Source organism: Vibrio sp. 10N.286.51.B11 (assembly GCF_041469245.1).
Taxonomy (GTDB): domain Bacteria; phylum Pseudomonadota; class Gammaproteobacteria; order Enterobacterales; family Vibrionaceae; genus Vibrio; species Vibrio crassostreae_C.
Genome location: NZ_JBFRKI010000038.1, coordinates 16253 through 40222, shown reverse-complemented (window position 1 = coordinate 40222; position 23970 = coordinate 16253). Strand labels below are relative to the sequence as shown.

The 23970-nt window shown below is 45.0% G+C and carries 24 protein-coding genes and 1 other RNA gene; 15 read left to right on the top strand and 10 right to left on the bottom strand.

Annotated elements, in window-relative coordinates; all coding sequences use genetic code 11:
* Nucleotides 1-97: 97 nt before the first annotated feature.
* The 3 genes from AB4154_RS18090 to AB4154_RS18080 are packed head-to-tail and all read right to left on the bottom strand — an operon-like array spanning nt 98 to nt 3111.
* The gene (locus AB4154_RS18090; RefSeq protein ID WP_017063203.1) at nt 98-1321 is read right to left on the bottom strand and encodes an FAD-dependent 2-octaprenylphenol hydroxylase; all 1224 of its coding nucleotides are present in this window, start codon (nt 1319-1321) and stop codon (nt 98-100) included.
* Nucleotides 1322-1332: 11 nt separating this feature from the next.
* The gene (gene ubiH, locus AB4154_RS18085; RefSeq protein WP_017059054.1) at nt 1333-2511 is read right to left on the bottom strand and encodes a 2-octaprenyl-6-methoxyphenyl hydroxylase; all 1179 of its coding nucleotides are present in this window, start codon (nt 2509-2511) and stop codon (nt 1333-1335) included.
* A 24-nt stretch (nt 2512-2535) separates the two neighbouring features.
* Complete coding sequence (locus AB4154_RS18080) at nt 2536-3111, bottom strand: YecA family protein (RefSeq protein WP_136973763.1); 576 nt, start codon at nt 3109-3111, stop codon at nt 2536-2538.
* A gap of 308 nt (nt 3112-3419) precedes the next feature.
* Here AB4154_RS18080 and zapA point away from each other — a divergent pair, with 308 nt between their 5' ends.
* The 5 genes from zapA (at nt 3420) to serA (ending at nt 6801) form a co-directional block, all read left to right on the top strand.
* Nucleotides 3420-3728, top strand: coding sequence for a cell division protein ZapA (gene zapA, locus AB4154_RS18075; RefSeq protein WP_004735366.1), 309 nt, complete (start codon nt 3420-3422; stop codon nt 3726-3728).
* An 11-nt stretch (nt 3729-3739) separates the two neighbouring features.
* Nucleotides 3740-3923: non-coding RNA, 6S RNA (ssrS, locus tag AB4154_RS18070), on the top strand.
* A 6-nt stretch (nt 3924-3929) separates the two neighbouring features.
* A complete protein-coding gene (locus AB4154_RS18065) occupies nt 3930-4529 on the top strand; it encodes a 5-formyltetrahydrofolate cyclo-ligase (protein ID WP_017059056.1) in 600 nt (199 codons plus the stop codon).
* Nucleotides 4530-4653: 124 nt separating this feature from the next.
* A complete protein-coding gene (gene rpiA, locus AB4154_RS18060; RefSeq protein WP_017059057.1) occupies nt 4654-5310 on the top strand; it encodes a ribose-5-phosphate isomerase RpiA in 657 nt (218 codons plus the stop codon).
* Between the two features lie 261 nt (nt 5311-5571).
* Nucleotides 5572-6801, top strand: coding sequence for a phosphoglycerate dehydrogenase (serA, locus tag AB4154_RS18055; RefSeq protein ID WP_017059058.1), 1230 nt, complete (start codon nt 5572-5574; stop codon nt 6799-6801).
* Between the two features lie 112 nt (nt 6802-6913).
* Here serA and AB4154_RS18050 read toward each other — a convergent pair whose 3' ends face one another.
* Complete coding sequence (locus AB4154_RS18050; RefSeq protein WP_017059059.1) at nt 6914-7627, bottom strand: oxidative stress defense protein; 714 nt, start codon at nt 7625-7627, stop codon at nt 6914-6916.
* 111 nt (nt 7628-7738) lie between these two features.
* Nucleotides 7739-8635 (bottom strand): LysR family transcriptional regulator ArgP, encoded by an 897-nt coding sequence (locus AB4154_RS18045; RefSeq protein WP_017068706.1) that lies wholly within the window; start codon nt 8633-8635, stop codon nt 7739-7741.
* A 142-nt stretch (nt 8636-8777) separates the two neighbouring features.
* Here AB4154_RS18045 and AB4154_RS18040 point away from each other — a divergent pair, with 142 nt between their 5' ends.
* Nucleotides 8778-9407, top strand: a complete 630-nt coding sequence (locus tag AB4154_RS18040) for a LysE/ArgO family amino acid transporter (RefSeq protein ID WP_372123728.1) — start codon at nt 8778-8780, stop codon at nt 9405-9407.
* 96 nt (nt 9408-9503) lie between these two features.
* Here the strand turns inward: AB4154_RS18040 and mscS are convergent, their stop codons facing one another.
* The 5 genes from mscS to tkt form a co-directional block, all read right to left on the bottom strand.
* Nucleotides 9504-10370, bottom strand: coding sequence for a small-conductance mechanosensitive channel MscS (gene mscS, locus AB4154_RS18035; protein WP_017063201.1), 867 nt, complete (start codon nt 10368-10370; stop codon nt 9504-9506).
* A gap of 377 nt (nt 10371-10747) precedes the next feature.
* Nucleotides 10748-11824, bottom strand: coding sequence for a class II fructose-bisphosphate aldolase (gene fbaA, locus AB4154_RS18030; protein WP_010435694.1), 1077 nt, complete (start codon nt 11822-11824; stop codon nt 10748-10750).
* Between the two features lie 155 nt (nt 11825-11979).
* The gene (locus AB4154_RS18025) at nt 11980-13143 is read right to left on the bottom strand and encodes a phosphoglycerate kinase (RefSeq protein WP_017059064.1); all 1164 of its coding nucleotides are present in this window, start codon (nt 13141-13143) and stop codon (nt 11980-11982) included.
* A 166-nt stretch (nt 13144-13309) separates the two neighbouring features.
* Nucleotides 13310-14359 (bottom strand): erythrose-4-phosphate dehydrogenase, encoded by a 1050-nt coding sequence (epd, locus tag AB4154_RS18020; RefSeq protein WP_032545627.1) that lies wholly within the window; start codon nt 14357-14359, stop codon nt 13310-13312.
* Nucleotides 14360-14572: 213 nt separating this feature from the next.
* Nucleotides 14573-16567 carry a transketolase gene (gene tkt / locus AB4154_RS18015; RefSeq protein ID WP_048605833.1) on the bottom strand — a complete coding sequence of 665 codons (1995 nt, stop codon included), beginning with the start codon at nt 16565-16567 and terminating at the stop codon, nt 14573-14575.
* Nucleotides 16568-16924: 357 nt separating this feature from the next.
* On the opposite strand from tkt, the gene metK reads away from it, so the two are divergent.
* From metK to AB4154_RS17970, 9 genes are all read left to right on the top strand, one after another.
* Nucleotides 16925-18079 carry a methionine adenosyltransferase gene (gene metK / locus AB4154_RS18010; RefSeq protein WP_017062234.1) on the top strand — a complete coding sequence of 385 codons (1155 nt, stop codon included), beginning with the start codon at nt 16925-16927 and terminating at the stop codon, nt 18077-18079.
* Nucleotides 18080-18447: 368 nt separating this feature from the next.
* Nucleotides 18448-19245 carry a DUF2189 domain-containing protein gene (locus tag AB4154_RS18005; RefSeq protein WP_017062235.1) on the top strand — a complete coding sequence of 266 codons (798 nt, stop codon included), beginning with the start codon at nt 18448-18450 and terminating at the stop codon, nt 19243-19245.
* 80 nt (nt 19246-19325) lie between these two features.
* Nucleotides 19326-19826, top strand: coding sequence for a SprT family zinc-dependent metalloprotease (locus AB4154_RS18000; protein WP_017062236.1), 501 nt, complete (start codon nt 19326-19328; stop codon nt 19824-19826).
* A gap of 96 nt (nt 19827-19922) precedes the next feature.
* A complete protein-coding gene (locus AB4154_RS17995; RefSeq protein ID WP_017063198.1) occupies nt 19923-20654 on the top strand; it encodes an endonuclease in 732 nt (243 codons plus the stop codon).
* Nucleotides 20655-20807: 153 nt separating this feature from the next.
* Nucleotides 20808-21539: a 16S rRNA (uracil(1498)-N(3))-methyltransferase gene (gene rsmE / locus AB4154_RS17990; RefSeq protein WP_017062238.1), complete on the top strand. Its 732-nt coding sequence runs from the start codon at nt 20808-20810 to the stop codon at nt 21537-21539.
* A 9-nt stretch (nt 21540-21548) separates the two neighbouring features.
* Nucleotides 21549-22499 (top strand): glutathione synthase, encoded by a 951-nt coding sequence (gene gshB / locus AB4154_RS17985; protein WP_004735482.1) that lies wholly within the window; start codon nt 21549-21551, stop codon nt 22497-22499.
* Between the two features lie 116 nt (nt 22500-22615).
* Nucleotides 22616-23179, top strand: a complete 564-nt coding sequence (locus AB4154_RS17980) for a YqgE/AlgH family protein (protein WP_017062239.1) — start codon at nt 22616-22618, stop codon at nt 23177-23179.
* Between the two features lie 60 nt (nt 23180-23239).
* Nucleotides 23240-23662 carry a Holliday junction resolvase RuvX gene (ruvX, locus tag AB4154_RS17975; protein ID WP_004735480.1) on the top strand — a complete coding sequence of 141 codons (423 nt, stop codon included), beginning with the start codon at nt 23240-23242 and terminating at the stop codon, nt 23660-23662.
* A 99-nt stretch (nt 23663-23761) separates the two neighbouring features.
* Nucleotides 23762-23899, top strand: a complete 138-nt coding sequence (locus AB4154_RS17970; RefSeq protein ID WP_170791814.1) for a hypothetical protein — start codon at nt 23762-23764, stop codon at nt 23897-23899.
* Nucleotides 23900-23970: the final 71 nt, after the last annotated feature.

Here is a 23970-nt window from a genome sequence, read left to right as displayed (position 1 = left end):
GAATTAAAAACAAAAAGGGTTGGCATTATGCCAACCCTTTTTTCGTACCAATTTTCGTATCAATGATGATTCGATATACCACCAGAACACTATGTCATTATCGATGAGTCACTGGACGCTTAGCTAAGTCAGGAAGATTGCCAGACAAACCCAGTGCGCGCTTCATGATCTCATCTTTCGCACCCGGTAATTGGCCCGCAAGCTTCATACCAATGCCACGAATCAGCTTCTTAGCTGGGTTATCGCCTTCAAACAGATCTTTAAAGCCCTGCATTGAAGCAATCATTTTCGCCGCCTCTGCTTTTCTCCAGCGCTCGTAGCCGCGAAGATTACGCTTGGTGCCAATGTCTTCACCCGCAGACCATAGCTTTAACAGCTCTTGCGCTAGGCTTGCTGCGTCTAATAGGCCAAGGTTCACGCCCTGCCCTGCTAATGGGTGAATGGTATGAGCAGCATCACCAACCAAAGCCACACGCTCTACCGCAAAGTCACGCGCATAACGCATGCGCAGTGGGAAGGCAAAACGGTCACCAACCACTTCACATAAGCCCAGCTTTGCATCGAACTCAGCTGTTAACTGCTTGTTGAATTCAGCATCCGACATTGATACGAGGTTCTCGGCACGATTTGGTTCCGTAGACCAAACAATCGAGCTCATGTTGCTTGGTTGCATTGGTAGGAATGCCAATGGGCCTTGAGGCGTGAAGATTTGACGAGCAACGCTGTGGTGCGGCTCTGTGGTTTTGATGTTCGCGACAATCGCACTGTGTCCGTAATCCCAATGTGTTAATGGGATATCTTGCTGCTTACGAACCCAAGAGTTTGCGCCGTCTGCTCCAACAACTAACTTAGCTGTCAGTGCTTGACCATTGTCCAATGTTAACCAAGCTTCACTTTCACCAATCGCCATCGTTTTACACGTTGCGGGCATATACAGGCTGACGTTGTCTTGTTTCTTAACCTGATCAAGCAGCGCTAATTGAATCACACGGTTTTCAACGATATGACCAAGATTAGGCTGAGCCAAGCGTGTCGAGTCAAACTCAATACGAGCGAAACTGTCTTGTTCCCACACTTCCATCGCTTGATACGGTGCAGCGCGTCTTTGTTCGATACCTTGCCATGCACCTAGGTTACGAAGAATCACTTCACTAGAACGACTCAACGCGGATACACGCACATCAGGCAGCTCACTCAGCCCTTCACTAGGCGCTCTGCCTTCAATGACAGCGATTCTTAGGTCACTGTCTTTTAGGGCAGCAGCAAGCGCTAGGCCAACCATGCCACCACCAACAATCGCGATATCAACACTTTGCATCATTATTTATTACCTTATCTTTCTACTAGGCCAAGCGTATGACGCAAAAGTGGACCTTTAAGTGGTGGAAGGTTATCTATTACGGCTAACCCAAGATTACGCCCAATGCGAGCGGTCATATAATCGTTTGAGAACAGGTGAACTAGGCTTGAAGTCAACGTGATCGTTGCGTCTCGGTCTTGTTCTCTACGCTTTCTAAAGTTAACAAGACCACGGTAACGACCTACATCATCTAACTGGGTACACAACTCTTCTGCCAAGGAAGCCACATCTCGGATGCCTAGGTTAAAGCCTTGCCCCGCAATTGGGTGAAGCGTTTGAGCAGCATTACCAACAATGGCAAATCGATGAGAGATATTTTGCTGTCGGTGACGAAGAATCAGAGGGTAACTCGCGCGCTTGCCGACCTTCTCTAATCGGCCAAGTCGCCAGCCAAAGTCATTCTGCAATTGCTCAAGAAATTCATTGTCGTTTAGCGTCATCACTTTTTGTGCTTGCTCTGGTGTTAAACACCAAACCAGCGATAAACGGTTGTCACTCATCGGTAATAGAGCAACTGGCCCATGATGGGTAAAACGCTCAAATGCGCGACCTTGGTGAGGTTCACTCGCCACAATATTGGCAATCACAGCGACTTGCTCAAAGTCATGCTCACTCAATGAGATATTGAGCTGTTGGCAACAGGTTGAGATTGCACCGTCAGCAGCAACCAGTAACTTAGTGGTTACTGTTTGCCCACTTGTCAGTTCAATCGTCGTCAACGCTTCTTCACGTTCAACTTTACTAACAGACTCAGGACAAAGCATGGTAATTGCCGCTTCTGATTCAAGTTTCTGCTGATAGATTCGACCCACATCTGCTAACTCGACCACGTAGCCAAGCGCATCTACAGCAAGCTCTTCACTGTAGATGTCTGTCATTCCGGCATGCCCGCGATCCGAAACATGGATATCTTTAATCGGGGTCGCGACCGGAGCGATAGATTGCCATAAGCGCAAAGAATCCAGGATCTGCACTGTGCCATAGGACAAAGCAATCGAACGAGAATCAAACCCAGGGTGAGCTTGATGATCAACCTGATAAGGCTCCACTACCGCAATCGACAGTGAACCTTGGCTTAGGTGATTCAAAGCAAGGGCTAAGGTTGCCCCTGCCATTGCGCCACCAGCAATTACAACATCATACTGAGCCATCATAACCTCAAACCGGCCAACGAATTAATGAATGGTAGGCGCCGCATCTTCAGATGGGCGAGCACCAAATTCAGCATGAATCGTTAGTGCACACGCTTTTACGTGCTCAATAACGTGCTCTAGAAGCTGCGCTTGCTCTTCCAGATCATCATCTTCGTCAATGCCTAGCTTGGCCATCTCTTCTAGATCAACTAATGCTTCTTTTGTACTGTCAGACGCTTTGTTCAATTGAGCGCCAACCAAGCCTAGACCAGAAATGAAATGGTTAATCCAATCAGACACACCATCAGCCAAGTCAAATAGGCTTGCGCTTGCGTCTTCGTCCGGCAGCAGCATAGACAGTTCCATGCCTGAGCCTGTGATTTCACTGGTTGTGACTTTCAGTGTTGCTTCCGCAAGCGTTAGCGCGCGATCTGGCCAGCCCATACCTTCATTGGTGTAATCGAAGATCAGTGGTTGCCAGCTTTTATCTGCAAGGTTTAAGCCTCCGCTTAACATACCCGTTAATAAACCATGCATCTCAGCAGGGGTTACGGCTAGACTTGCCGATTGAAGTTCAGTCGCAACCGTTAGGTAGTCAGGTAAAGTAGTTTCGCTCATCAGATAGCTCGCTCAGTTATTCTTTATATCGATAGTATAATCGTACCACTTCACCCCAATTCTGGTAAGCATCGATCCCCAGCAATTGAAGGATGACTGACTACCAATTGTTCAATTTGCTGAATTACTGTGTGCTCAAGCTCTCATTTACAAACAGTCACTCTGAAAAGCTTGAATCTTAATAGCGGTTTACCTATAGTTTCTCCCTCAGAGGAGATTGCTTCCTCATCGGTACTTGCACTTTTTCTTTCTCAAAAAATGGCGAAGGGCAACAGCCTTAAAATAGCGCGTTAAAGAGTTCATCCATCATGAGTAATCAAGCGGTAGACGTTGAAATATTAGGAAAACTGACTCGAGTGAATTGTCCACCAGGGCAAGAAGAGTCATTGATTGCAGCGGCGGCCGATCTTGATAATCGATTGAAAGAGATGGCTGAACGTACTAAGGTAACCAATGAAGTGAAGCTGCTGACTATCGCAGCTCTGAATATTTGCTACGAATTACAAACCAAGAAGTTTGAAGCAAATGATGAACAAAACGCACTGACCGAGCGAATGGAACAGCTCACGACATCACTTTCAGATGTCCTCAGTAAAGTTAAGCACGGACAGCAATAGCGTACACAAAATTTACCCTGGAGTGTTTGTCAGAGGATTCACGTCCCCGAGCCGATAAGCAATCCCTAAGGGTTAGTACTTGAGTGCTATTGAGCATGCTCGGCCCGACCGAGAAGCCTACGGTAATCATTGCTGATCCGCCTTGAACTCGCTGGTTCAAGGGCCATCTATTCTCAACGGCACTTTGGGGTATCCCTTCTTATGAAGACGCTCACACGCAGCGAATTTCGCAAACAGATCCGTATCAAACGCAATGCCTTATCTGGCGACCAACAAACTCAATCCGGTATCGACTTAGTTAAGCAGTGCATGCAGCTTGATGAAATTCAGTCTGCTCAGCATATTGCCCTCTATATCTCTATCGATGGCGAACTCGATACTCAGCCTTTAATCGAATGGTTATGGGCGCAAGGTAAGCAAACTTATTTACCAGTATTGCACCCCTTCTCTGCCGGGCACCTGCTGTTTTTACACTACTCGCCAACCACACCGACGGTCTTGAATAAGTACGGTATTGTCGAACCTCAGCTCAATCAAATGCTGGTTAAACCTTGTCAGCAACTCGACCTTATTCTTACGCCCCTTGTCGGCTTTGACTCCCATGGCCATCGTTTAGGTATGGGCGGCGGATATTACGATCGCACCTTGGCAAAGTGGTTCGAGACGGGCGAAGGTGCAGCTCCTATTGGTTTGGCTCATGATTGCCAACATGTTGATACGCTACCGATTGAAGAATGGGACATTCCGTTACCTAAAATCGTGACTCCGAGTAAAACTTGGCAATGGGAAAACAACCATTAAAGCGCTATAATCGCGCCGCAAACGTTAACCTCGATATAGAAACGTTAACTCAATATCTAAACGTTAACTTCATCATTACGCAAACGATCAATTCAAAGCGCAAGACCTTATTCAGGAGAATGGCATGACTCAAGATGAAATGAAAAAAGCAGCTGGCTGGGCAGCACTTCAATATGTTGAAGAAGGCAGCATTGTAGGTGTAGGTACTGGCTCTACAGTAAATCACTTCATCGACGCACTAGGCACAATGAAAGACAAAATCAAAGGTGCGGTTTCAAGCTCTGTTGCTTCAACGCAGCGACTAGAAGAGCTAGAGATCAAAGTGTATGAGTGTAACGATGTCGCTAAGCTAGACATCTATGTTGATGGCGCAGATGAAATCAACCCAACTCGCGATATGATCAAAGGCGGCGGCGCTGCTTTGACTCGTGAAAAAATCGTAGCGGCTATCTCTGATAAGTTTGTGTGTATTGTTGACGGTACTAAAGCAGTTGATGTGTTGGGTAAATTCCCACTGCCTGTTGAAGTAATCCCAATGGCACGTTCATACGTGGCACGTGAGTTGGTTAAGCTTGGTGGTGACCCAGTTTACCGCGAAGGCTGCACAACCGATAACGGCAACGTGATCCTAGATGTGTACGGCATGGCGATCGAAAACCCGAAACAACTAGAAGATATCATCAATGGTATAGCTGGTGTGGTGACGGTTGGTCTGTTCGCTCACCGTGGTGCTGATGTGGTTATCACCGGCACGCCTGAAGGTGCAAAAATCGAAGAATAAATAATAGAAGATTGAGTTTTTCTGTTACTTCATTACATACGGTGCCCTAGGGCGCCGTTTTTTTTGCTTTATTGCTGTAAAATTATGTCTTATTCCGTAATTTTCTTACCCAAAACATTTTTTTTTTGTTACTTTATTGTTCAGAAGACGCACAGGGAAAACGTTTGTCTCCTAACAAAGTGGTGAATTTGTTCCCCTTTCAGCCATTTTGTAGCACGTGCGCCGCATTTGCCCAACCTTTCCATTTTAAGGACGAGAACAATGGCCAAAGTTTCACTGGAAAAAGAAAAAATTAAAATTCTACTTCTAGAAGGTCTTCACCCTTCTTCTGTAGAAGTACTGCAAGCCGCTGGTTACACAAACATTGAGTACCACAAAGGCTCGCTACCGGAAGATGAACTTCTTGAAGCAGTAAAAGATGCTCATTTCATTGGTATTCGTTCTCGCACTAATATCTCCCAAGAAGTTATTGATGCAGCTGAAAAGCTGGTTGCCGTCGGTTGTTTCTGTATTGGTACTAACCAAGTCAACCTTCAAGCAGCAGCAAAACGCGGTATCCCTGTGTTCAACGCACCGTTCTCAAACACTCGAAGCGTTGCTGAGCTCGTTCTTGGTCAGGTTCTATTGCTACTACGTGGCATTCCAGAAAAGAACGCGCTTGCACACCGTGGCATCTGGAAAAAGAGTGCCGACAACTCTTACGAAGCCCGTGGTAAGCGTTTAGGTATTATTGGCTACGGTCACATCGGTACTCAACTGGGTATTATTGCTGAAAACCTTGGCATGCGTGTTTACTTCTACGACATTGAAAACAAACTGTCTCTGGGTAACGCAACGCAAGTTCATACCATGACGGAATTACTGAACAAGTGTGACGTAATCTCTTTGCATGTACCTGAAACCAACGAAACAAAAGACATGATGGGTAAAGAAGAGTTCGAGCGCATGAAGCCTGGTTCTATCTTTATCAACGCAGCTCGTGGCACGGTAGTCGATATTCCTGCTCTGTGTGGCGCTCTGGAGTCTGGACACCTTGCAGGTGCGGCTATTGATGTTTTCCCAACAGAACCAAAAACCAATGCAGACCCGTTTGAGTCTCCATTAATGCAGTTCGATAACGTGATCCTAACGCCTCACGTGGGTGGTTCAACTCAAGAAGCACAAGAGAACATTGGTGTTGAAGTTGCTGGTAAGCTAGCGAAATACTCTGATAACGGCTCTACGCTATCAAGTGTTAACTTCCCTGAGGTATCACTACCACTGCATACTGGAACGTCTCGTTTATTACACATTCACGAAAACCGCCCAGGCATCCTAACTCAGATCAACACCATCTTCGCTGAGGAAGGGATCAACATCGCGGGTCAATACCTACAGACTGCGGCTGATATGGGTTATGTCGTTATCGATGTAGAAGCCGATCGCTCTGAAGAAGCACTGCTTAAACTGAAAGAGATCGAAGGCACAATCCGTGCTCGTCTTCTTCACTAATCATCGCACTCAAAATGCATAAAAAAGGCTCTCATCATGAGAGCCTTTTTAGCATTTGGCCTATCGTAGGTAATTAGGTCGTCATGATCCAAAACCTTCTATAGCACTGTCATTACTCTTCGATCTGGTAGATCACATTCACGCGATCACGAATGGTGATCGTTGAGTCTTCATAAGAGTTCGATTCTGTTCTTGCATCCATCGCCATTGAACGCATGAGTACTGGCTGAGAAGATTGGGCGTTGTAATCCACGCGCCATACATCACCTAACTCGCGCTCAAAACCACTCGCCAATGATTTAGCTTTTGATGTCGCATCTTTAATGGCTTCTAAGCGCGCTTGCTCTTGATACTTAGCTTGGTCGCGAACTTGCAGTTGGATGTTGTCGATCTGATTAATGCCTTCTCCAATCGCAATATCCATGTACTCATTAAGATTAGCTAGCTCAGTCACTTGAACGGTCACATTACGTGAGGCGCGGTAGCCAACCAGTTCCGGTTTGCCATCTTTCGGGTAATGATATTGAGGAGATAAATACAGGTTAGAGCTGTGTACACTCGCCTCATCAACACCAGCTTGATGTAGCTTGTTTAGAAAGCCTGTCACGACTTTATCAACGGTATTTTTAGCCTGTTCAGCAGTCATCGTCGATTCCACGACTCTCACAGAGAATGTCGCCATATCAGGTGTAGCGATCACTTCACCATAGCCTGTCGTTGAAATATGAGGAAAGGATGGAGAGTCAGCCAATGATGGAAAACTCACAGCACTCAACGCCGCAGTAAGAGTAAGAGACGTTGCTAACATCTTTGGTACAAGCTTCATTAGGTATGACCTATGCTAAACAAATGTCCTTTCATCATAGAGCAATTTATCGTTTAGCCAATCCAGAGCACACACTTCTAACAGAACTTTGACGCTGAAAAAACCAACAGTTTACTGAGGTAAGTGATTGTGAGCAAAACTCAATATTGCTTGGGATACCTCTTTTAATACTCCGCTCTCAAGCTGCCAATGGTGCCAATAGATGCGATAAGAGAGCAGAAAGCCAGGGGTAATATCAATCAGAGCACCAGACTCGAGCTCATCGATAATCTGTAATCGGGGGATCAAGCAATAGGCTACACCCGATAATGCCAAGCGCACAAATGCTTCTGAACTGCCGACTGTATGATTGATCACACTGTCTCTCGGGACGTTAAAATGATCATGCAGAAACTTCTTATGCAGATCATCGTATTGATCATAGGAAACCGCAGGTGCTTTGCTTAAGGTGGCGTAGTTTACGCCCTCTGCAAAGTAACGCTGATGAAAGTCAGGGCTAGCCACGCACACATAATCCATCCTACCGAGATAGTCAGCACTGCAGCCAGGAATCGCTTGAGACTCCAAACTGATTGCACCGGCCACCTCGCCACTTTTAATCTTTTCAATGGTTCTCGACTCACCATGAATCGCGAGGTTCAACTCGACTTGGCGAGACTTAATCACATCCGACAAAGCTGGTAGCAACCATGTCGCCAAACTATCAGCGTTGGTGGCTATGGATATCGATAGTGGTTGATTACCCTCTTCATTCATCAACTCAGGCACAAGCTCGTGCTCTAACAAACGAACACGGCGATATAAGCCCAGTAGTTTTTTACCCGCAGGCGTTGGCCTAGGCGGGCTTTCTCTCACCAAGGCTGGCTGAGCCAACCACTTTTCCAGCTGTTTGATGCGTTGAGATACCGCCGACTGGGAGATATATAACTGCTCAGCAGCCCTTTCGAAGCTACGTTGTTTTACTACAGCATCCAGTGCTTCAATCCATTTATAATCCAATCCGCGCATCAATTTGCTTCCTTTTTAAGCTAACTCATCACCACATTAGCAACTCTAATAATGGATTAAAATCATTAATTATACTTATTTAAAGGGTCAGAGTATCTTCGCCATATAGCACGTAAATATCGTTAAATAAGTGGAGGTTAAAATGAGTTTTTGGGGTTTATTACAAGGTTTTGGTCTAGGGGCAAGTATGATTATCCCTATTGGCGCTCAGAATGCGTACGTCCTAAATCAAGGGATAAAACGCAATCATCATTTAACGACCGCAACGATTTGTAGCCTGCTCGATACTCTGTTTATCTCATTAGGCATTTTTGGCGGCGGAGCGATCTTGTCGCAAAATGAATTACTGCTTACCTCAGTGACACTAGGTGGCATCGCTTTTCTGACTGTGTATGGTTTGCTCTCACTACGCAGTGCATTCAAAGTGCGCACCAGTGATGAGTCGAAAGGTGAGATATTAGCGCGTGGCAAGCGCACCGTTATTTTAGGGGCATTGGCAGTAACAGTATTAAACCCACATCTCTATTTGGATACCGTGGTAATTCTTGGATCCATTGGTGGGCAATTTGAAGGCAACGACAGAATTGCATTTGCTATGGGGACTATATTGGCTTCGTTCGTCTGGTTCTATTCTTTGTCATTAGGCGCTGCAAAACTAGGCCCGACGCTATCTAAACCTAAGGTTAAGAAAGGCATTGATATCGCAGTCGCAACCATGATGTTCGCCATAGCAACGGTGCTTACCGATGGACTTATTGAGCAATACTGGTAAATCTATTTAGCTTCATGAAACCAACAAAAAAGGCGGATAACCTAAGTTATCCGCCTTTCCTTATAAAAGCTTATAGTTATAAAAACTAACTAGGAATTAAGCTTCTACTTTATTCATGTGTACATCCATTTGCGGGAATGGAATTTCGATACCCTCGTTATCCAAGCCTTCTTTGATTGCTTGCATCAGGTCGAAATAAACATTCCAGTAGTCAGCAGTGCTAACCCATGGACGAACAACGAAGTTAACTGAAGAATCAGCAAGCGTATGAACACCAACTTGAACGCCAGGTTCTTTCAGTACACGCTCATCAGATTCACAGATCTTAGTCAGTAGCGCTTTTGTCTTCTGAAGATCAGCGTTGTAAGAAACACCAATCATTAGATCAATACGGCGCGTCGCATGACGAGAATAGTTTGTGATTGGGCTGCCGATAACGCTACCGTTAGGTACTACAACCATTTTGTTGTCTGGCGTTGTTAGAACCGTTTGGAAGATTTGAATAGAATCAACTGAACCTGCCACACCACCAATTTCCACATAGTCACCAGACTTAAATGGACGGAATGCAACGATAAGTACACCAGCAGCAAAGTTAGATAGTGAGCCTTGTAGTGCAAGACCAACGGCTAAACCAGCCGCACCAATAACAGCAACTACAGATGCCGTTTGAACACCTAAACGACCAAGTGCAGCAATTAAAACAATCACAAACAACAAGTAACGAACTAAACCATGGACGAACTCCACAACTGCTCGGTCCATTTTCTTCTTCTGAAGAACCTTAGACACGCTATTCGCTACTGCTTTAACAATAAGGTTACCAATAAATAGAATTATCAGTGCTGAAATGATATTTACGCCATATTGGATAAATAAATCTGAATTATTTGTTAACCACTGCTCTGCTTGAGACAAACCATCCACAAGTGGAGTCTCAATCGCTGTCGAACTATCAGCCATAATGTGCATCCTCTATATAATATGCTATGGGCTAAACTGCCTTAAGCCTCATTTACTCTGCAATATAATAAACAGTGTAATTACCGTTAAGTCATTGTGTTAAAAGTAAATTAAAGCCAAGTCCTTTTTATAAACTGAACCAAGTTCAGTTTTTCGGCACGATATCCTATCTTTGACAGATTGCAAAGTCATATTTATGTAAGCTTTTGAATTATTAAAACTTACCGATAAACACAAATACCGATAACTAAAAGACTACGAAATTTATTCACCGCACGCTAGGTTTTTCACATATTTAGTACAAGTTTTTATCAGATATAAAAAAACCCGCTCAATGAGCGGGTTTTTAAAACTTAAAGAGTACTTAATTCAAAGAATTATAGTACGTCTACAGCGTTAAGGTCAGCAAATGCTTTCTCTAGACGAGCAACCATTGAAGCTTGACCAGCACGTAGCCATACGCGTGGATCGTAGTACTTCTTGTTTGGAGCAGCTTCGCCAGTTGGGTTGCCGATTTGACCTTGTAGGAAATCGAAGTTGTCAGCAGAGTACTGACGGATACCGTCCCAAGTTGCCCACTGTGTATCAGTATCGATGTTCATTTTGATAACACCGTAGCCGATAGACTCTTGGATTTCTGCTTCAGAAGAACCAGAACCACCGTGGAATACGAAGTTTAGAGCGTTAGGTGCGATACCGAACTTCTCTGCACAGTATGCTTGAGAGTCACGTAGGATAGTTGGAGTAAGTACAACGTTACCAGCTTGGTAAACACCGTGTACGTTACCGAAAGATGCAGCGATAGTGAAACGTGGGCTAACAGCCATTAGTTTCTCGTAAGCGTATGCTACGTCTTCTGGAGAAGTGTAAAGCTCAGATGCGTCCATATCAGAGTTATCAACGCCGTCTTCTTCACCACCAGTACAACCAAGTTCGATCTCGATTGTCATGTTCATTTTAGCCATGCGCTCTAGGTACTTAGCACATGTTTCGATGTTCTCTTCTAGAGACTCTTCAGAAAGGTCTAGCATGTGAGAAGAGAATAGAGGCTTACCAGTTTGTGCGAAGAACTCTTCACCAGCGTCTAGTAGACCGTCGATCCATGGAAGAAGTTTCTTAGCAGCGTGGTCAGTGTGCAGGATAACTGGAACACCGTAAGCTTCAGCTACAGCGTGTACGTATTTTGCACCAGCTACAGCGCCAAGAACTTGTGCGCCTTGACCTTCAAGTTTAACGCCTTTACCTGCGAAGAATGCAGCGCCGCCGTTAGAGAACTGAACAACTACTGGAGCTTTAACTTTAGCAGCTGCTTCTAGTACTGCGTTTACAGAGTCAGTACCAACAACGTTTACAGCAGGAAGAGCAAATTTGTTTTCTTTTGCTACTTCAAATACTTTCTGTACGTCATCGCCAGAAATCACACCAGGTTTTACAAAATCGAAGATCTTAGACATGGAAATAGTCCTATTTATTCTATCGTTTTAAGATTAAAAAACTTAAGTTTAAAAACTTGCAATCGTTTGCTCACAACTTATGCCATTCTAGCAAAAAAGTGTGATATGCAGCAAACGTTAAAAGGCGAGATTCACATCTCGCCTTTCTAAATCAATTATGCTTTAGCACGCTCTTCAAGCATTGCTACTGCAGGAAGTACTTTACCTTCAACGAATTCAAGGAAAGCGCCACCGCCAGTAGAGATGTAAGAAACGTCAGCTTTGATACCGAACTTATCGATAGCTGCTAGCGTGTCACCACCACCTGCTACAGAGAAACCTGCAGACTCAGCGATTGCTTTAGAGATACCAGCTGTACCCGCTTCGAAGTTCTTGAATTCGAATACGCCTACAGGGCCGTTCCAAAGGATTGTTTTCGCGTTGCCGATGATTTCAGCTAGTGCCGCAGTTGAATCTGGACCAAGGTCGAAGATCATGTCGTCGTCTTGAACTTCAGAAACGTGCTTGATTTCAGCTTCTGCGTTTTCGTCGAATGCTTTAGCACATGCAACGTCAGTTGCTACTGGGATAGCACACTCTTTCATTAGCTTTTGAGCCGTTTCAACTAGGTCAGCTTCGTATAGAGACTTACCTACGTTGTGGCCTTCAGCAGCGATGAATGTGTTCGCGATACCACCACCAACAACAAGCTGGTCAGCAATTTTAGAAAGAGATTCTAGAACGGTTAGTTTAGTAGAAACTTTAGAACCACCAACAATAGCCACTAGTGGGCGAGCTGGGTTGTCCATTGCTTTACCAAGCGCTTCAAGCTCAGCAGCTAGAAGAGGGCCAGCACATGCTACAGGAGCGTAAGTACCAACGCCGTGTGTAGAAGCTTGAGCACGGTGAGCTGTACCGAATGCATCCATTACAAAGATGTCACATAGTGCAGCGTATTGCTTAGAAAGTGCTTCTTCGTTCTTCTTCTCGCCTTTGTTGAAACGAACGTTTTCAAGAACAACAAGTTCACCAGCGTTTAGCTCTAGGCCGTTTACGTAATCTTTAGCTAGTTTAACTTCGCAGTCTAGTGCGTCGTTTAGGTAGTTAACTACAGGAGCTAGAGAGAACTCTTCGTTGTATTCGCCTTCAGTAGGACGACCAAGGTGAGAAGTAACCATTACCTTTGCGCCAGCTTCTAGGCAAAGTTTGATAGTTGGTAGAGATGCAAGGATACGTGCATCTGAAGTTACTTTACCGTCTTTTACTGGTACGTTTAGGTCAGCACGGATAAATACGCGTTTACCTGCAAGTTCCAGGTCAGTCATCTTGATCACAGACATGATTTGTCCTCTCAAATTTAAATAAATATAAAGTTTTGGAAACTCAGCAACCCTGCTAAGCCTATAAATTATTCAACTGGTAATTCTTTCACTACTAATAATATGTGGACTCTTAGTATTTATTTCAAGCTAAAAAATAAATAATCCGCACATTTGCTTCTAGGTCTTACTTCTTGCCTTCAGAAGCTTGCATTGCAAGAACCGTATCCAGCATTCGGTTCGCAAAGCCCCATTCATTATCACACCACACTAGCATTTTAACTAAGTGGCCGTTGCTCACTCGCGTTTGTGAACCATCAACGATTGCGCTATGGGGATCGTGATTAAAGTCGATGGAAACGAGCGGCGCTTCAGTATAGTCAACTATATTGTGTAATGTACACTGGGATGCATTAACAATGGTTTGATTTACGTCATTAACTTTCACATTTGCATTAATTGTGACACTTAAATCCATCGCTGTTACGTTTACCGTCGGCACACGCACAGATATAGCTTCAAATTTGTTGGAAAATTTCGGGAAGATTCTTTCAATACCTTTATGCAACTTGGTATCGACAGGAATGATCGATTGGCTTGCTGCTCGAGTACGACGCAAATCGCTGTGGTACGCATCGATAACTTGTTGATCATTCATTGAAGAGTGAATAGTCGTAATCGTACCGGACTCGATACCAAAGGCGTCATCAAGAACCTTAATGATAGGGACAATACAGTTGGTGGTGCACGAACCATTGGAAACGATTTGGTGGTCCGCTTCGATGGTATCGTGGTTCACACCATAGATAATGGTGTTATCGAGGTCATTGGCACCGGGGTGAGAAAACAGTACCTTTTTCGCCCCTGCAGCAATGTGCGCGAGGCCGTCATCTCGGCAACCATAAACACCGGTACAATCGAGAACGATATCCACCTCAAGGTCACGCCAAGGCAACAGCTCAATATCAGCAAGATGTAAGATACGAATGGTATCAAACTCACCCTTGTCTTCAGCACCAATGCCATGATGGACATAAATGTGCTCTTGATCGTTAGAGATTTTCTTACCGAAGCGGCCGTGACTGGTGTCGTACTGCAATAGGTGAGCCATAGCGTCAGGCTGAGCAAGCTCATTGACCGCTACTACTTTGATTTGTTGGCTTTTGCCACTTTCATAGACAGCGCGCAATACATTACGCCCTATTCGTCCAAATCCATTTATCGCGACTTTTAGCATAGTTCCGTACATCTAACCAAAATTTCGTGCAACAGATGATAACTGAATCCTACCCAAAAGGCATTACTTGAATAACCCCGTTTAGTTAGGACAGATTGATCTGTTGCTTATAGAGATGAGTCTAGGAGAAACAAATCCCAGAGACAAAAAACCGAGCTCAGCGCTCGGTTTTTTTATTCATTTCATTGTTAGCACTAAGCTAGCAATCAATGATTAAGCAAGAAGCTCTTTCGCGGTGTTTACTACGTTTTCAGTAGTGAAACCGAACATCTTGAATAGCTCGCCTGCTGGTGCAGATTCGCCGAACGTTGTCATACCGATGATCTTGCCACCGAAACCAACGTACTTGTACCAGAAGTCAGCGATGCCAGCTTCTACTGCGATACGAGCAGTAACGTCAGATGGAAGTACAGACTCACGGTATTCAGCATCTTGCTTGTCGAACGCGTCAGTTGCAGGCATAGATACTACGCGTACTGCTTTACCTTCAGCGGTTAACTGTGCAGCAGCTTCAACAGCAAGCTCAACTTCAGAACCTGTTGCAATGATGATTAGCTCAGGCTTGCCTTCACAATCTTTCAGGATGTAACCACCCTTAGCGATGTTAGCTACTTGCTCAGCATTACGATCTTGTTGTGCAAGGTTTTGACGAGAGAAGATTAAAGATGAAGGACCATCTTTACGCTCAATAGCCAGTTTCCAAGCAACAGCAGACTCAACTTGGTCACATGGGCGCCATGTGCTCATGTTTGGCGTTAGACGTAGAGAAGCGATCTGTTCAACCGGTTGGTGAGTAGGACCATCTTCGCCTAAGCCGATAGAGTCGTGCGTGTAAACTTGGATGTTCTGAACTTTCATCAGAGCAGCCATACGCATTGCGTTACGCGCGTATTCCATGAACATTAGGAACGTTGCGCCGTATGGTACGAAACCACCGTGCAGAGCGATGCCGTTCATGATAGCCGTCATACCGAATTCACGTACACCGTAATGGATGTAGTTACCAGAAAAGTCAGTTGCTTCAAGAGACTTAGAACCAGACCACATAGTCAGGTTAGAAGGCGCAAGGTCAGCAGAGCCGCCCATGAATTCTGGAAGCATTTGACCAAACGCTTCTAGTGCGTTTTGAGATGCTTTACGTGAAGCGATGTTTGCTGGGTTAGCTTGAAGATCAGCAATGATTGCGTTTGCTTTCTCTTCCCACTCAGCGGGTAGCTCGCCGTTAGTACGACGTTTGAATTCAGCTGCTAGCTCTGGGTAAGCCGCTGCGTATGCGTCAAACTTCGCGTTCCACGCTGCTTCTTTCGCTGCGCCTGCTTCTTTCGCATTCCACTCAGCTGCGATATCTGCTGGGATTTCGAAAGGACCGTGTTCCCAACCCAATGCTGCTTTAGTTGCTGTGATTTCATCAGCGCCTAGTGGAGCGCCATGGCAGTCGTGCGTACCCGCTTTGTTTGGAGAACCAAAACCGATGATAGTTTTAGTACAGATAAGCGTTGGACGAGGATCCGCTTTAGCCGCTTCAATCGCTGCGTTGATAGCATCAGAGTCGTGACCATCTACTGCTGGGATTACGTGCCAACCGTATGCTTCAAAACGCTTAGGTGTATCGTCAGAGAACCAACCTTCAACTTCACCATCGATAGAGATGCCGTTGTCATCCCAGAAAGCAACCAGCTTACCAAGACCTAGCGTACCTGCTAGAGAACATGCTTCGTGAGAGATACCTTCCATCAGACAGCCATCACCCATGAATGCATAAGTGTAGTGGTCTACGATGTCGTGGCCTTCTTTGTTGAACTGTGCCGCCAGTGCTTTCTCAGCCATTGCCATACCAACAGCGTTAGTGATGCCTTGACCTAGAGGACCAGTCGTTGTCTCGATACCAGGAGCGTAACCGTACTCAGGGTGACCTGGAGTCTTAGAGTGCAGTTGACGGAAGTTTTTCAGGTCTTCAATTGAAAGCTCGTAACCTGCAAGGTGAAGCAGAGAATAAATCAACATTGAACCATGGCCGTTAGACAGGATAAAACGGTCGCGGTCAGCCCATTCTGGGTTTGCTGGGTTGTGGTTCAAGTGGCCACGCCAAAGAACCTCAGCGATGTCAGCCATGCCCATAGGTGCGCCTGGGTGGCCTGAATTTGCTTGTTGAACACCGTCCATGCTAAGTGCGCGGATTGCATTGGCTAGATCTTTACGAGAAGGCATGTCTGCTCCTGGATACATAAGCGATTTAAAAAAGAGATAATTGCTAAAGTTTTCATTTTTATTAGCGCGGGTATTCTCTCAAACGACTATTGCGACTGCAAACGTTTTACTGGCATTTTAACGGTCATTTTTCGCAATTTTCGAACATTTACATCACTTGGCAGTGGCTTATCTCGATCGATACGCAAACGATTAGTTATGACATATCATAAAAAAGAGCTTGTAATTCGACCGCTGGAATTTAGAATAGCCGTCTAGATGTAGAAACACCTACAAAATATACTGTATTTAATGGCGGCGCTTCCTAGCTTGCGACGCCATAAACTATTTACACCAAAAACTAAAAGTGGAGCTCTCATGGCTAAGCACCTATTCACTTCTGAATCTGTTTCAGAAGGCCATCCAGATAAAATTGCAGACCAAATCTCTGATGCTGTTCTTGATGCCATCTTGGAACAAGATCCAAAAGCACGTGTTGCTTGTGAGACTTACGTTAAAACCGGCATGGTTATGGTTGGCGGTGAAGTAACAACGTCTGCATGGGTTGATATCGAAGAAATCACTCGTGAAACAGTACGTGAAATTGGTTACGTTCATTCTGACATGGGCTTTGACGCTGACTCTTGTGCTGTTTTAAACACAATTGGTAAGCAGTCTCCAGACATCAACCAAGGTGTTGATAAAGAAGACCCTAAAGAGCAAGGCGCAGGCGACCAAGGCATCATGTTTGGTTACGCGACTAACGAAACACCAATCCTAATGCCGGCTCCAATTACTTACTCTCACCTTCTTGTTAAGAAGCAAGCTGAAGTACGTAAGAGCGGTAAACTTGACTTCCTTCGCCCTGATGCGAAATCTCAAGTTACGTTCCAATACGACCAAGGTAAAATCGTTGGTATCGACGCTGTTGTTCTTTCGACTCAACACTGCGATTCAGTAACAACACCGGATCTACGTGAAGCAGTAATGGAAGAGATCATCAAACCAGTACTTCCTGCTGAGTGGATCAACAAAGACACTAACTTCTTCATCAACCCAACAGGCCGTTTCGTAATCGGTGGCCCAATGGGTGACTGTGGTCTAACAGGTCGTAAGATCATCGTTGATACCTACGGCGGCGCAGCTCGTCACGGTGGCGGTGCATTCTCTGGTAAAGATCCATCAAAAGTTGACCGTTCTGCAGCTTACGCGGCTCGTTACGTTGCGAAAAACATCGTTGCTGCTGGCATGGCTGACCGTTGTGAGATTCAACTGTCTTACGCTATCGGTGTTGCTGATCCAACATCTATCATGGTTGAAACGTTTGGTACTGAAAAAGTAGCTCACGAAATTATCATTGAAGCAGTTCGTCAAAACTTCGACCTACGTCCATACGGTCTTCAAGAGATGTTGAACCTTCTTCAGCCTATCTACAAGCAGACTGCTGCATACGGCCACTTCGGTCGTGAAGAGTTCCCTTGGGAAGCGACTGACAAAGCAGCAATCCTTGCGGACTTCGCTGGCCTAAAATAATTTAGCCACTGCGATTTGTTTCTTTAAAGCCCTTACTTCTTAGTAAGGGCTTTATTTTTATGTACTTACCTTACTTTCACTCGCCATTCTCTTCTCTAATGCCCTTCTTTACCGTTAACCACTTAGTATAAAAAACCGCTGATAATTTGTGTTTTCTAACACTACTGACAATAGTTAAGGTAACTCCTAAGAGATCAAGCTCACATTTAACTTAAATTAATTCAGCCTGATAACGCTCGTTAAATGCACGCTAGAACAAAAACTGGGATGACAAAGAGCAATTTAGCTCAACACCATAACTCTCACACAAGCCACATCGATGAGCCTTATGGAATTATAACTAGGACGTTATTTAACTAGGGGGATCTATGCCTCGTACCGCGCACCCATCCGAACTGAACGATAAAAAACACAAGGTCAGCGATAAGGATTACGCTCGCACCATTCCTTGTAACCAAATCAGTATTTCCGCACCCTTTCATTGGTTGTCGCTTGCTCTGCATGACTTAGTAAGAATGCCATTAATCAGCGCATTCTACGGTTTGTGCTTTATGGGAGCGGCAATCGCCATTGTTCAGCTTGTCCAATGGCAAGGAACACACTTGGTCGTAATGCCAAGCCTGATCGTGTACATGCTAATAGGGCCGTTTCTTGCTCTGGGCTTGTATGACGCAGCTTGGGAAAGAGAAAAAGGCCATAACGCAAGCCTACTGCACTCGATGAAAGCCATCACTCGCAACTCCACCCACCAATGGGCCTTTGCGATCGTATTGATGGTTGCGATGATATTCTGGATGCGTATCGCTGCGTTATTGCACGCGCTCTACCCTTCAGTGCAAGGCGCACCACTGGCTGAGTTCGCTCCCTTCTTAATTACGGGTTCTGTGATTGGTTTTGTCATCGCAAGCCTCATATTTAGCATCTCAGCATTTTCAATTCCGTTAATGATGGAGAGACGCGTTGATGTGATGAGTGCAATTTTCACTAGCTTTAATGCCGTGAAATCGAACATTCCTGCAATGGTGGTTTGGGCAAGTATTATTTGTGCCGGTATTCTGGTGGGTTTTGCCACCTACGGCATCGGAATGATCGTCACCATGCCGCTACTTGGCTATGCTACATGGCACGCTTATCACGAGATCATTAAGAAAAAACATCACGTGTAAAGCATCGCTAGATCAACAAGCAATGTTATGATTAGGCCTTGGTTTAAACGCTGAGGCCTTTTATTTGGAGTTAACAACGTTTGTCTTACACCCCGCAACAACACCGAGCAAATAAGAAATTGGCCGAATGCCTAGCTATCGCAAATCAACATTTCTCTCGTGAATTTCCACACCCAACTATCACCTTCAAGTTAAGAGGCAAAGCGGCGGGAAAGGCCTACCTTCAGCTCAACGAAATTAAGCTCAACCACGTACTATTTTCTGAAAATGAAGATGCCTTCATCAACGAGGTTGTGCCACATGAACTCGCACACCTGATCACGCATCAGGTTTTCGGACGTGTTAGGCCTCACGGAAACGAGTGGAAATACGTGATGGAAAAAGTATTCAACGTGCCAGCCAGAACAACTCACAGCTTTGAAATCGCGTCAGTTCAAGGGAAAACCTTTGAATATCGATGTGAGTGCACCACTTACCCATTATCAATCAGACGACACAACAAAGTACTTCGGAATCAATCGACCTACCGCTGCCAATTGTGCCAGCAAACCTTAGCTTTCACGGGAACTCAACTAAGCTAGTGACAGGTTGATTTACTCGGTAGAACAAATCTAATAGAGAGATCTAACATTTGAGTGCTAGACTGATGTTTATCATACTTTTATCAGTCTTTTTCTATGCAAAAACTCACCTTCAAAGCATTTGGCCTACCTGTATCTTTTTACTTAACAATAGTATTTGGCCTACTGGTAACCCAAAGCGTTCTCGCCGCACCACCGAGCTCATTTTCCAAAGCAAAAAGAGAAGCGGTGAAGATTTACCTCGACCATCCGACTTCATTTTATTGCGGCTGTGACATTACTTGGAAGGACAAAAAGAAAGGCATTCCCGACCTTGATGGCTGTGGCTATCAAGTCCGAAAACAACAAAAGCGGGCGAGTCGAATTGAGTGGGAACACGTGGTTCCAGCTTGGCAATTTGGCCACCAGCGTCAGTGTTGGCAAGATGGTGGGCGCAAGAACTGCACTCGCAATGACAAAATATTCAAATCCATGGAAGCCGACCTTCACAACCTAACGCCAGCTATCGGTGAAGTAAATGGTGACCGTTCGAACTACAACTTCAGCCAGTGGAATGGAATGGATGGCGTGAGCTATGGTCAGTGCGAAATGCAGGTCAACTTCAAGCAGCGTAAAGTTATGCCGCCAGACAGAGCAAAAGGCTCTATCGCGCGTACTTACCTTTACATGAGCCAAGAGTATGGTTTCAAACTATCTAAGCAACAAACCAACCTAATGATGGCGTGGAACAAGCAATTTCCTGTCGACAAGTGGGAATGTACTCGTGATGAGCGAATCTATGCCATCCAAGGTAATCACAACCCATTTGTTTACCCTGCTTGTAAATAACGTCGCTCGTACAATCAACATTCCTAACTATCTCAAACAAGAGTTTCAGAATTGCCCCTGAAACTCTTGCTCTACCCTTGTTTTTTCAACTAAAAGCATCCATGTTAAGCAGAGACAAAATACCCAAATGAACATATTTATAGGTTTACCAGCATGAGAATCCCTCGTATTCATCACCCAGAACGCATTCATCAGTTAGGTTCACTCGCTTTAGGCGAAGATGCCGCGGGTCATGTTGGTCGTGTCCTTCGCATGAAAGAAGGCCAAGAAGTCCTTCTATTTGATGGCAGTGGCGCTGAATTCCCTGCGACGATAGCCGAAGTATCAAAGAAAAATGTCACCGTTAATGTTTCTGAACGCATCGAACGCAGCAGCGAATCTCCGTTAGACTTACATTTAGGCCAAGTGATTTCACGTGGCGACAAAATGGAGTTCACGATTCAGAAATCGGTTGAGCTTGGTGTGAACACCATTACCCCTTTAATTTCAGAGCGCTGTGGCGTTAAGCTTGATACAAAACGCTTCGAGAAAAAACTCGCACAGTGGCAAAAGATTGCTATCGCGGCGTGTGAACAGTGTGGCCGCAATACGGTTCCAGTCATTCGCCCTATCATGCAACTTGAAGAGTGGTGTAGCGAACCGAGTGAAGCATTAAAGCTGAACTTACATCCTCGTGCAAAATACTCAATTAATACCCTTCCAGAACCTATCAGTAAGGTACGCCTATTGATCGGCCCTGAAGGTGGCTTGTCGGCTGAAGAAATCGGCATGACAGAACAATACAAATTTGAAGAGACGCTACTCGGCCCACGTGTACTTCGTACCGAAACAGCAGCTCTAACCGCAATTACTGCCTTACAAGTCCGTTTTGGCGATCTAGGCTAGGAGAAAAAAATGATCAAACTTGGCATCGTAATGGATCCAATTTCATCCATTAACATCAAAAAAGACTCTAGCTTTGCCATGATGCTTGAAGCTCAGCGTCGTGGTTACGAAATCCATTACATGGAAATGGATGATCTACATTTAGATCAAGGCGTAGCCATTGCTGACACTAAGGTTGTTGAACTAAAAGAAGATCCAAACGGTTGGTACGAGTTCAAATCAGAACAGACTATCGCGCTATCCGATTTAGATGCGGTACTAATGCGTAAAGATCCTCCGTTTGATACTGAGTACATCTACGCAACTTACATTCTTGAGCGTGCTGAAGAGAACGGCGCACTGATCGTCAACAAACCACAAAGCCTACGTGACTGTAACGAGAAGTTGTTCACGGCATGGTTCCCTGAACTGACACCGACCACCATCGTGACTCGTAAAGCTGAAAAAATTAAAGCGTTCCGAGAAGAACACGGCGACGTGATTCTAAAACCACTTGATGGCATGGGCGGCGCGTCTATCTTCCGTGTGAAAGAAGGCGATCCAAACGTATCAGTTATTATTGAAACCTTGACCAACCACGGTCAGAACTACGCAATGGCACAAACTTTTGTTCCAGACATCAGCAATGGTGATAAGCGTATTCTTGTGGTTGACGGTGAGCCAATGCCTTACTGTCTAGCGCGTATTCCTGCAAAAGGGGAAACTCGAGGTAACCTTGCTGCTGGCGGTACAGGTGAAGCTCGTCCTCTAAGTGAAACAGACTGGGCTATCGCAAGAGCAGTTGCTCCAGCACTGAAAGAGAAAGGCTTAATCTTTGTTGGGCTTGATGTTATCGGCGACAAGCTGACTGAAATTAACGTGACTAGCCCTACTTGTATCCGTGAAATTGAAGCCGCTTTTGATATTTCAGTTACAGGTAAATTAATGGATGCAATTGAGCGTCGCGTTAACGCTAAATAGCCTAAACTAAAGAAAGCCTTAGCTATTCGAAAACACAGAAATATCTAGGCAAAGAACAATGAGCGGCTTTACGCCGCTCTTTTTCCTTTACTGGGAACACACTGGCAGGAGGCTCTATGAATTTAACGAACCACTTTCTGGTTGCTATGCCCGGAATGAAAGACCCATACTTTCAAAATTCGGTGATTTACCTTTGTGAGCACAATGACGAAGGCGCGATGGGTTTGATGATCAACGCCCCTATTGATGTCACTGTCGGTAGCATGCTTAAGCAAGTTGAGGTTGATTCTGATCAGCCAAAACCCAACCAAGCAAGTCTTGATAAGCCTGTATTGAATGGTGGACCGGTCGCAGAAGACCGTGGGTTTATTTTGCACAAACCTAAAGGCAACTATCAATCCAGTATCAGCATGACGGATCAAATCTCAGTGACAACCTCAAAAGATATCTTGATGGTGTTGGGCACAGAAGATGAGCCGATGAATTATTTAGTCGCACTTGGGTATGCAGGATGGGAACCCGGACAACTGGAAACAGAACTGACCGAGAACTCATGGTTAACCGTTGAAGCCGATCCGAAGGTCATCTTCGATACACCGATTTCTGACCGCTGGAAAGTCGCTGTACAGATGTTAGGCATTAATGCAGCTCAGCTTTCAGCAGACGCTGGTCACGCCTAGCTCAAATCAACTAAGTAAAATAAACAGACACTCTCAAACACAGATAAATTTGGAAACCCCATGTCACGAACAATTATGGCATTTGACTACGGTACAAAAAGTATCGGTAGTGCGATAGGACAAGAAATCACGGGCACCGCAAGCCCTCTAAAAGCTTTTAAAGCCAAAGATGGCATCCCAAATTGGGACGATATCGAAAAGCAAATTAAGGAGTGGCAGCCGAATCTTATCGTGGTTGGTCTTCCTACCGATCTTCATGGTAAAGATCTAGCCGCGATTACACCAAGGGCGAAGAAGTTTGCCAATCGCCTAAAAGGGCGCTTTGGTGTCGATGTTGAACTGCATGATGAAAGACTTTCTACGACAGAAGCAAGGGCCGACCTTTTTGAAATGGGCGGCTATAAAGCGCTAAGCAAAGGCAATGTCGATAACCAGTCTGCAGTCGTCATTTTAGAGAGCTGGTTTGAAGCACAATATTCATAACGAAAATTAAGAGCTCAAAGATTAAACTCCTTTGTGATCCTATAATGATATTACGACGTAATGTCGAAGCAATTCATTATTAGGTAAGTGGGAGTTCACATGAAAATTTTTCTAGCAATCTTCGTAGCTCTAGCAATATCAGCATGCAGTTCGACAAGCTCCAATAATGCAGGTTATATGAATCATACTTCGACTGACGCAGACGTAATCAGCGAGCCTAAGAACAAGAAGCGTTGATAATACAGACGCAGTCGAACGATGAATATGATGAACGCCTGATTTTAACCTAGAATCAAATCAGGCGTTTT